The organism is Methylobacterium bullatum (assembly GCF_014845095.1).
Taxonomy (GTDB): Bacteria; Pseudomonadota; Alphaproteobacteria; order Rhizobiales; family Beijerinckiaceae; genus Methylobacterium; species Methylobacterium bullatum.
In genome coordinates this window covers 23,079-30,398 of sequence record NZ_NKUG01000095.1, presented here as the reverse complement: position 1 = coordinate 30,398, position 7,320 = coordinate 23,079, and the positions used below count along the sequence as shown (strand labels likewise).

Sequence of the window (7,320 nt, the reverse complement as noted above, 5' to 3'; positions counted from 1 at the left end):
ATGGCGCGCACGATGGCGGCGGTGTCCGGGTCGGCGATCTCACGGATGAAGGAGCGGTCGATCTTGATCTTGTCGAACGGGAACTGCCGCAGGTAGCTCAGGGAGGAGTAGCCGGTCCCGAAATCGTCGAGGGCGATACGGACGCCGAGGTAGCGCAGGCGGTGCAGGCAGGCGATCACGGCCTCGGTGTCCTGGATGAGGACGCTCTCGGTGATTTCGAGCTCCAGCCTGTCCGCCGCGAGACCCGACGCCGACAGGGCCATGATCACGCACTGTTCGAGGCCCGGCTCGCGAAACTGCATCGCCGAGACGTTCACCGCGATCCGGGCGGAATGCGTCCAGGACGCGGCCTCGCGGCAGGCTTCGCGCAGGGCCCAGTTCCCGAGTTCGACGATCAGGCCGGTTTCCTCGGCGATCTCCACGAAGGTCGAGGGTGGGATCATCCCACGGGTGGGATGGGGCCAGCGCATCAGCGCTTCGACGCCGCTCACGCTGTCCGTCGCGAGGTCGACCACCGGCTGGTAGTGCAGGGTCAGGTCGCGGCCCAGGATGGCCTCGCGCAGCTCGAATTCGAGCTGGATGCGCTCCTCGATCGCCGCGTCCATGCTGGCTTCGTAGACGCGGGCGGTGTTCCGCCCGGCGGCCTTCGCCCGGTAGAGCGCGAGGTCGGCATGCCTCAGGAGGGGATCGGCCTCGAGTCCGTCCGAGGGGGCATGGGCGATGCCGATGCTGATCCCGATATTGGCCAGGTGGCCGTTGAGCTTCACCGGCAGCGCGATGGCGTCGATCACCCTGCGGGCGACCTCCACCGCCTCGTCCTTCCCGCCGAGATTGACCAGAATGATACCGAACTCGTCGCCGCCGAGGCGGGAGACGACATCGCACGGCCGCAGGACCTCGCGCAGGCGTTCGGCGACGAGCTTCAGCAGGATGTCGCCCGCCAGATGTCCGAACGTGTCGTTGATCGCCTTGAACCGGTCGAGATCGAGACAGAGCACCGCCATCGGGCGACCGCCGTTCCGCACCGAGCCGAGGGCCTGATCCAGGCGCTCGTGGAACATCGACCGGTTGGGCAGCCCGGTGAGGGCGTCGTGGCAGGCGAGATGGGCGATCCGCTGGTCTGCCTCCTTTCGGGCCGTGATGTCGATATGGGTTCCGACGAAGCGGATCGGCGTGCCGTCGGGGGCGCGGGTGACGACCTTGCCGCGGGCGAGGAGCCAGATGTAGCCCCCCGCCTTCGTGCGGACCCGAAGCTCGATCTCGAAGGCCGGCTGCTGGCCGTGGAAATGCGCGACGGCCGCCAGCCGGCAACCGTCGATGTCGTCCGGATGGATCAGGGAGCCGACATAGGCGAAGGACCGGCCGAACTCGCCGGGCGCGTAGCCGAGCATGCTCTGAGCCCGGTCGGAGAACCAGACCTCGCCGGTTTGGAGGTCGGCGTCCCATAGGCCGTCCCTGCCGCTGTCGAGGGCCAGGGCCAGCCGTTCCTCGCTCAGGCGCAGGCGCGCGTCGCTCGCCCTGAACGCCTCCTCCACCTCCTTGCTGGCCGTGATGTGGAGATTCATGCCGACGAAGCGGCAGACCTCGCCCGTCTCCGGGTCGAGGACGGCCTGGCCGAATCCCTGGAACCAGCGGCATTCGCCGGTCGACGGGTGCAGGACGCGAAATTCCACCTTGTGGTTGGTGCGTGTCGCGATGGCCCGGCTCGCCTCCGCCCGGACCCGAACCAGGTCCTCGGCCGGAAGGTTTTGCTCCCACTCCGTCATAGTCATCACGAGGCCGGCGGCCGGATCCGCCCCATCGAGGGGCAATCCCTGCATCCGTGCGCTTTCCTGGGACTGCCAGATCCAGCCCGAGGCCACGTCCCATTCCCAGACCCCCGCCTCCGCCGCGTCCTGGGCGAGGCGCAGCAGGTCGCCGGTGCGTTCCAGCGCGATCCTGGCGGTGATGATGTCGTCGATATCCAAGGCCGTCGCGAGCCATCCGGGCTGGCCGTCGAGGAGGCGGATCGGGCGCTTGCTGACCTTGTGCCAGCGGTAGACGCCATCGGCGCGGCGGATGCGAACCTCGAAATCGTAGTCCTGCCATGCCTTGTGGCGGTCGCCGACATCGCCGCGGATGCGGCTGCGATCGTCCGGGTGACAGGCCTCGACCCGCTCCTTGAGGGAGAAGAGCGGCCGCTCGAAGTAGCGCCCGAAATGGCGGTTGCAGTAAGTGGTGTCGCCGCGGTCGTTCGTGATCCAGACCATCTGGGGCAGGAAGTCGGCGAGCAGGCGGTAGGACGCCTCGCTCTCGCGAAGCGAGCGTTCGGCCCTGTGCCGGGCGGTGATGTCGGCGAAGGTATAGACGGTGCTGCCGTCGGCCAGCGGCACCCCGCAGAGTTCGAGGAGGGTCCCATCCCGTTGCAGGTGCTCGCCGCTGGCGCCGGCTTCGCCGTGATCGCGGTTCCCGTCACGGACCCGCCTGTCCAGGGTCGCCGGCAGCGAACCGTCCCGTTCGGCGATGTGGCGGCGGAGGTCGTCGAAGGGGGCTCCGTCGTGGAGCATGTCCCGGGGCAGGTCGAGGAGCAGGTTCAGGCGCTCGTTATGGACCCTGACCCGGTCGTCCGCATCGACCATGACGAGGCCTTCGTCGATGCTCTCCAGGGTGACGCGCAGGAGATCCGTCGTCTCGCGCAGGTGCTGGTCCGATCGGGCCAGTTCGGTGACGTCGAGGCAGATCCCGGAGATGGCCCGGATGCTCCCGTCCGGATCACGCTCGACGATTCCACGCTCGGCGACGACCCGGCATTCTCCACCGGGCCGGACGATCCGCGACCGATGCTCGTAAGTGTCGCGCGCGAATGCCCCCGACCCGGCCACGGTGTCGTCGAGATGCCAGCGGACGCGCTCCCGGTCCTGGGGATGGTAGAAGGCCAGATGGTCGTCGAGGGGGATGCGCGCGAGATCGGCGGGCGCGCGGCCATGGATCCGCGCCATCCCCGCCGACCATTCGACGCAGGCTTCGGCCACGTCGATGCGCCAATGTCCGAAACCCGCGATCTCCTCGGCCATGCGCTGAGATGCCAGGGCCGCTTCGAGATGGGCTTCGCGGCGGGTGAGGATGGTCGTGACGCGCAGGCGCTCGCGCAGCTCCGCCTCGCGCTCCGCATTGGCTAGGTGAAGGCGAAGGTGCCCGGTGACGATGAGGGCGAGATCCTCGAGCTGGACCAGGTGTTCGTCGGTGAAATCCGGACGCGGGACGGTGTCGATCAGGCACATCGTGCCGGTCCTGTGCCCGGATCGGAGCGTGAGGGGCACGCCCGCGTAGAACCGGGCCCGGAGCCCGCCCGTCACCAGGGGATGGTCGGCAAATCTAGGGTCGGCGAGGAGATCGCGGATCACCACCGGCCCGTCGGATTCGCCGGCGATGGCCTGCCCCGCGAACGCATCGGACCAACCCGGCATCGCCCCCGCGGCACCCGATCCCGCCTTCAGCGCGGGAAATTCGGTATCGACGAGGGGGACGAGGACGATGGGAACGCGGAACAGGGCCGACGCGGTGCGGCACACGGCGTCGAGATGTGGCTCCGGATCACCATCGCTCGGATGCGTGGAATCCGCCTCGATGGCATCATTCCGCTCCTCGTCGCCTCGGTCGTGTGCCCGATCTTGCACGTCGCACCATCCAGGAAAGCAAGCCGACGTTATCCGTCCTGCCGATGGCGTCGATCGACGCTGCGTCATGGACGTTCGCGATGTACATTACGCTGATCAACGTTGCGATAGTCCTACTCTTTCCTTCGAACCACCACCGTCATTCGGCCGATGCGGCACGGAAACGCGAAACGGCGGCTTCGTCACGGGGAAGGATCGATTGGCCGGGGCGATCCCTCGAAACCGTTTCATCGGCTTCGCGGCGCGGCCTTGTCAGGACGCACGTCCTGGCAAGCCTTGAGGGGGGCGAAAGCCTGAGCCCGCGCAGGCGGGCGCCGACGACCGAGGCCAGCGCGACAACCGAGGCGGGCGCTTCGAGCGATTGCCCCGATCGAATGGCCGAGCTTCCTTTCGCAGGGCGCAATTTCATCGTAACCGTTGTCGATCGCATTCGGTCCTGCACCGCTCCCGCCGCCTCGAACCCCGTTCAGCCACCTTGTTCCTTCCCGGCGAAAGCCATCTCTCCAGCGCGGGCTCCCGTGGCTTCTCGAGCGTCGACACCTGGGTGTTCGATCTCGACAACACGCTCTATCCCAGCGACGCCCTCGTCTGGCCGCAGGTCGACGAGCGGATCACCCTGTACGTCATGCAGCTCTACGGCCTGGACGGGATCTCGGCACGGGCGCTGCAGAAGCATTTCTACCACCGCTACGGCACCACCCTGAAGGCGCTGATGGTGGAGGAGAATGTCGACCCCTATCATTTCCTCGATTTCGCCCACGACATCGACCATTCCACGATCCGCCTCGACGCGGCCCTGGGCGACGCCATCGAGCAGTTGCCCGGCCGCAAGCTGATCCTCACCAACGGCTCCCGGCGCCATGCCGAGAACGTGGCCGCCAAGCTCGGCATCCTCGACCATTTCGAGGACGTGTTCGACATCGCCGCCGCCGACTTCGTCCCGAAGCCCGAACGCTCCACCTACGAGCGATTCCTCGTTCGGCACGAGGTCGATCCGCGCCGGTCGGCCCTGTTCGAGGACATCGCCCGCAATCTCGTCGTGCCCCACGAGATCGGAATGGCGACGGTGCTGGTCGTGCCCCGCACCATCGATCCGTTCCGCGAGGCCTTCGAGCAGGAGGCGGTGAAGGAGCCGCATATCGACCACATCACCAACGATCTCGCCGCGTTCCTGGGCGAGCGGGTCCTCCCGGTCCTCGGATGAACGCTCCCACCCGGAATTGGGCCGATCTCCAGGCGCCGTCCCTCGACGACGTGGAGATCCTGGCACGCGATGCCCTCGCCCGCCTGCCGCCGGAGTTCCTCGCCCTGTGCGAGGGCGTGACGATCCACGTGGAGGATTTTCCCGACGACGCCACGCTCCGCGAGATGCAGTGCGAGAGCGAGTTCGACCTGCTCGGCCTGTTCCGGGGCGTCGGCCTGGCGCAGGGCGGCGAGGTGGCGACCGGGCAGTGGCACAACCGGGTCTGGCTCTACCGCAGGCCGCTGCTCGATTATTGGGCCGAGCACGAGGAGACCCTCGGCCATCTCGTCACCCATGTCCTCGTCCACGAGATCGGCCACCATATGGGCCTGTCCGACGACGACATGGCCGCCATCGAGGCGGCGGCGGACGAGTGAGGTCCCGATGATCCCGCCCGGTCCCGTCAATCGTCGTTGGCGGGACGCGGGCTCACGGCGCGAGGTCTGAGCAGGCTGGCCTTAGGGCGACGGGTGCGAAACTGCCCGCGCTCCACGGCGATGAAGACGAGCACCGTGACGGTCAGCGTCGTCACCCACCAGATCACCGTGAGGCCGACGCCGATACAGGCGATGGTGAAGGCGCTGGCGAAGACCGCCATCGCTCCGGGTGCGATCGCGCCGGGGGCGGTGGCGGTGGCCGAGCGGCCGCTATGGCGGATCGCCGCGTGGAGGGCGAAGGCCGCGGCGAAGGCGCCCACGATCCCGAGTTCGTACCAGAGTTCGAACAGCATCGTGGTGGGGGCGTTGCCGGGCAGCAGGTTCACGAACCGGCCGCGCGAGGCGGTCTCGAACCCGTGTCCGGTCACGAGGCGGACCGGCTCGGTGGTCACCACTTTCTGCCACGCCTTGATGGTGAGGACATTGGGCGCCGTCGGCCCCAAAGCGACGATGCCGATGGGCCGGGCGATGAACGGCAGGAACGGCGCGCTCACCAGCAGGCCGCCGCAGACGAGGGCAACCGCGCGCACGCCGACGAGGGGGCGATAGGTCGTGAGGGCGAAAGCCACCGCGCCGACGGCGAGCGCCAGGATCTGGGTGATGTTCGGCGAGATCGAGAGGGCCAGGGCCACGAGGATAGCGGTGCCGAGGGCTTCCAGGTCACGCCCGCGCGAGCGCAGCCACGCCACGGAGGGCCAGACCAGCAAGGCGAGGACCGTCAGCCCGCGATCCACCGAACTCTGGTCCTCGGGCATGGTGCGCAGGAGCGTGTCGCCGAACAGCCCGAACACGATGGAGACGATGGACGCGGCGATGACGCCCAGCGGCAGCAGGTAGAGGTTGGCCGAGCGCATGCGGTCCGGCAGCGCGAGATAGGCGGCCAGGGTCATCAGGATGGTGGCCGTGAGATTCAGAAGGCGCTCCGTCGCCGGTCCGAGGAACGGCGTCCAGACCAGGGACAGGGCCGACCAGAGGATGACCAGCCCCCCCGCCAGGAAGGCCGTGGACGTCAGCATCCGGGTCGCCGTCACCCGGAGCGGCCGCTGCTTGCCGTCGATGGCGCTGGCGATGACGATGAGCGCGATGGCGATGGGCGCCAGGATCACGGTGGCGCGCCGGGCCACCTGCGCCGCCACGGGAAGCAGGACGAACAGGCCGAAGAACCCCACGCGCCGGAGCAGGGCCGCCGCGTCGAGGGCCGGATCGATGGACGGTCGAGAGGTGGGCGCGCGGGCCATGGTGCGATTGCAGCCGTTCGACGGCGCCACGAGTCCGCCCGTGCGCTACCGGTCGAGTCGTAGTGCAGGGAGGCAGTGCGCGCTGTAGATGTCGTGCAACACCCGTGCGTCCTCCGCCGCCTGCCTTCACGCGGCCTTCGGCTGCCGCCGGCCCGGAACCAGGCGCCGGCCGACATCCGTCAGCACCCGCCAACCCGCCCAGGTCGCCAGGAAGCCGAGGAATCCGGCTATGATCCCGTCGGCACTCGCCGGGACCGCGGGCACGTAATCCTGGTAGGTGGCGCGGGCCAGCGCCATATCGGGGTCGCGCAGCAGCGCGGCGAAACGGCCCATGGGGCCGCCCGCCTCGGTGAGGGCCTGCTTCTGCGCGTCGAGACGCTGCAGGCGCTCGATATCGGCGCGGGCCGCTTCCCCGCGACGGGCCACCAGGGCGTCGCCGTTGCCGCGCAGGCGCTCGACGGCCCCCTGCCGGTTGGTCCCGCTCGCGGCGGCGTCCGCGTCGAGGGCGGCGATGGAGCGTCGCAACTCGTCGAGGGTGCCCCCGAGCCGCTGCGCGTATTGCTGCGCGAATTCGGGCCCCTGGGCGGCGACGATGCCGCCGAGGATGCCGAGGGCGAGGCCAAGGGTCCGGATCACACGCAGCACGATTCATCCCTCATGACGTCGTCAGACAAAAGGCCGAGCCGCGTGGCGGTTCCCGAACGGCCGGATGGCGCACGAAGGGGCCGCTCCGTGGCGGATCCCGA

General features: G+C 68.8%; 5 protein-coding genes. 2 read left to right on the top strand and 3 right to left on the bottom strand.

All coding sequences use genetic code 11. The features are described from left to right. On the bottom strand, positions 1-3,656 hold a 3,656-nt coding region (locus MBTS_RS14660), incomplete at its 3' end, for an EAL domain-containing protein (protein ID WP_192215922.1). 475 nt (positions 3,657-4,131) lie between these two features. On the opposite strand from MBTS_RS14660, the gene MBTS_RS14655 reads away from it, so the two are divergent. Both MBTS_RS14655 and MBTS_RS14650 read left to right on the top strand, forming a co-directional pair. Next, the gene (locus tag MBTS_RS14655; RefSeq protein WP_192215921.1) at positions 4,132-4,860 is read left to right on the top strand and encodes a pyrimidine 5'-nucleotidase; all 729 of its coding nucleotides are present in this window, start codon (positions 4,132-4,134) and stop codon (positions 4,858-4,860) included. Continuing rightward, positions 4,857-5,276 (top strand): metallopeptidase family protein, encoded by a 420-nt coding sequence (locus tag MBTS_RS14650; RefSeq protein WP_192215920.1) that lies wholly within the window; start codon positions 4,857-4,859, stop codon positions 5,274-5,276. Before MBTS_RS14655 ends, MBTS_RS14650 begins: the two co-directional genes overlap by 4 nt. A gap of 26 nt (positions 5,277-5,302) precedes the next feature. Here the strand turns inward: MBTS_RS14650 and MBTS_RS14645 are convergent, their stop codons facing one another. Next, positions 5,303-6,574, bottom strand: a complete 1,272-nt coding sequence (locus MBTS_RS14645) for a hypothetical protein (protein WP_018045204.1) — start codon at positions 6,572-6,574, stop codon at positions 5,303-5,305. Between the two features lie 126 nt (positions 6,575-6,700). Beyond that, positions 6,701-7,219: a DUF2937 family protein gene (locus tag MBTS_RS14640; RefSeq protein WP_192215919.1), complete on the bottom strand. Its 519-nt coding sequence runs from the start codon at positions 7,217-7,219 to the stop codon at positions 6,701-6,703. Positions 7,220-7,320: the final 101 nt, after the last annotated feature.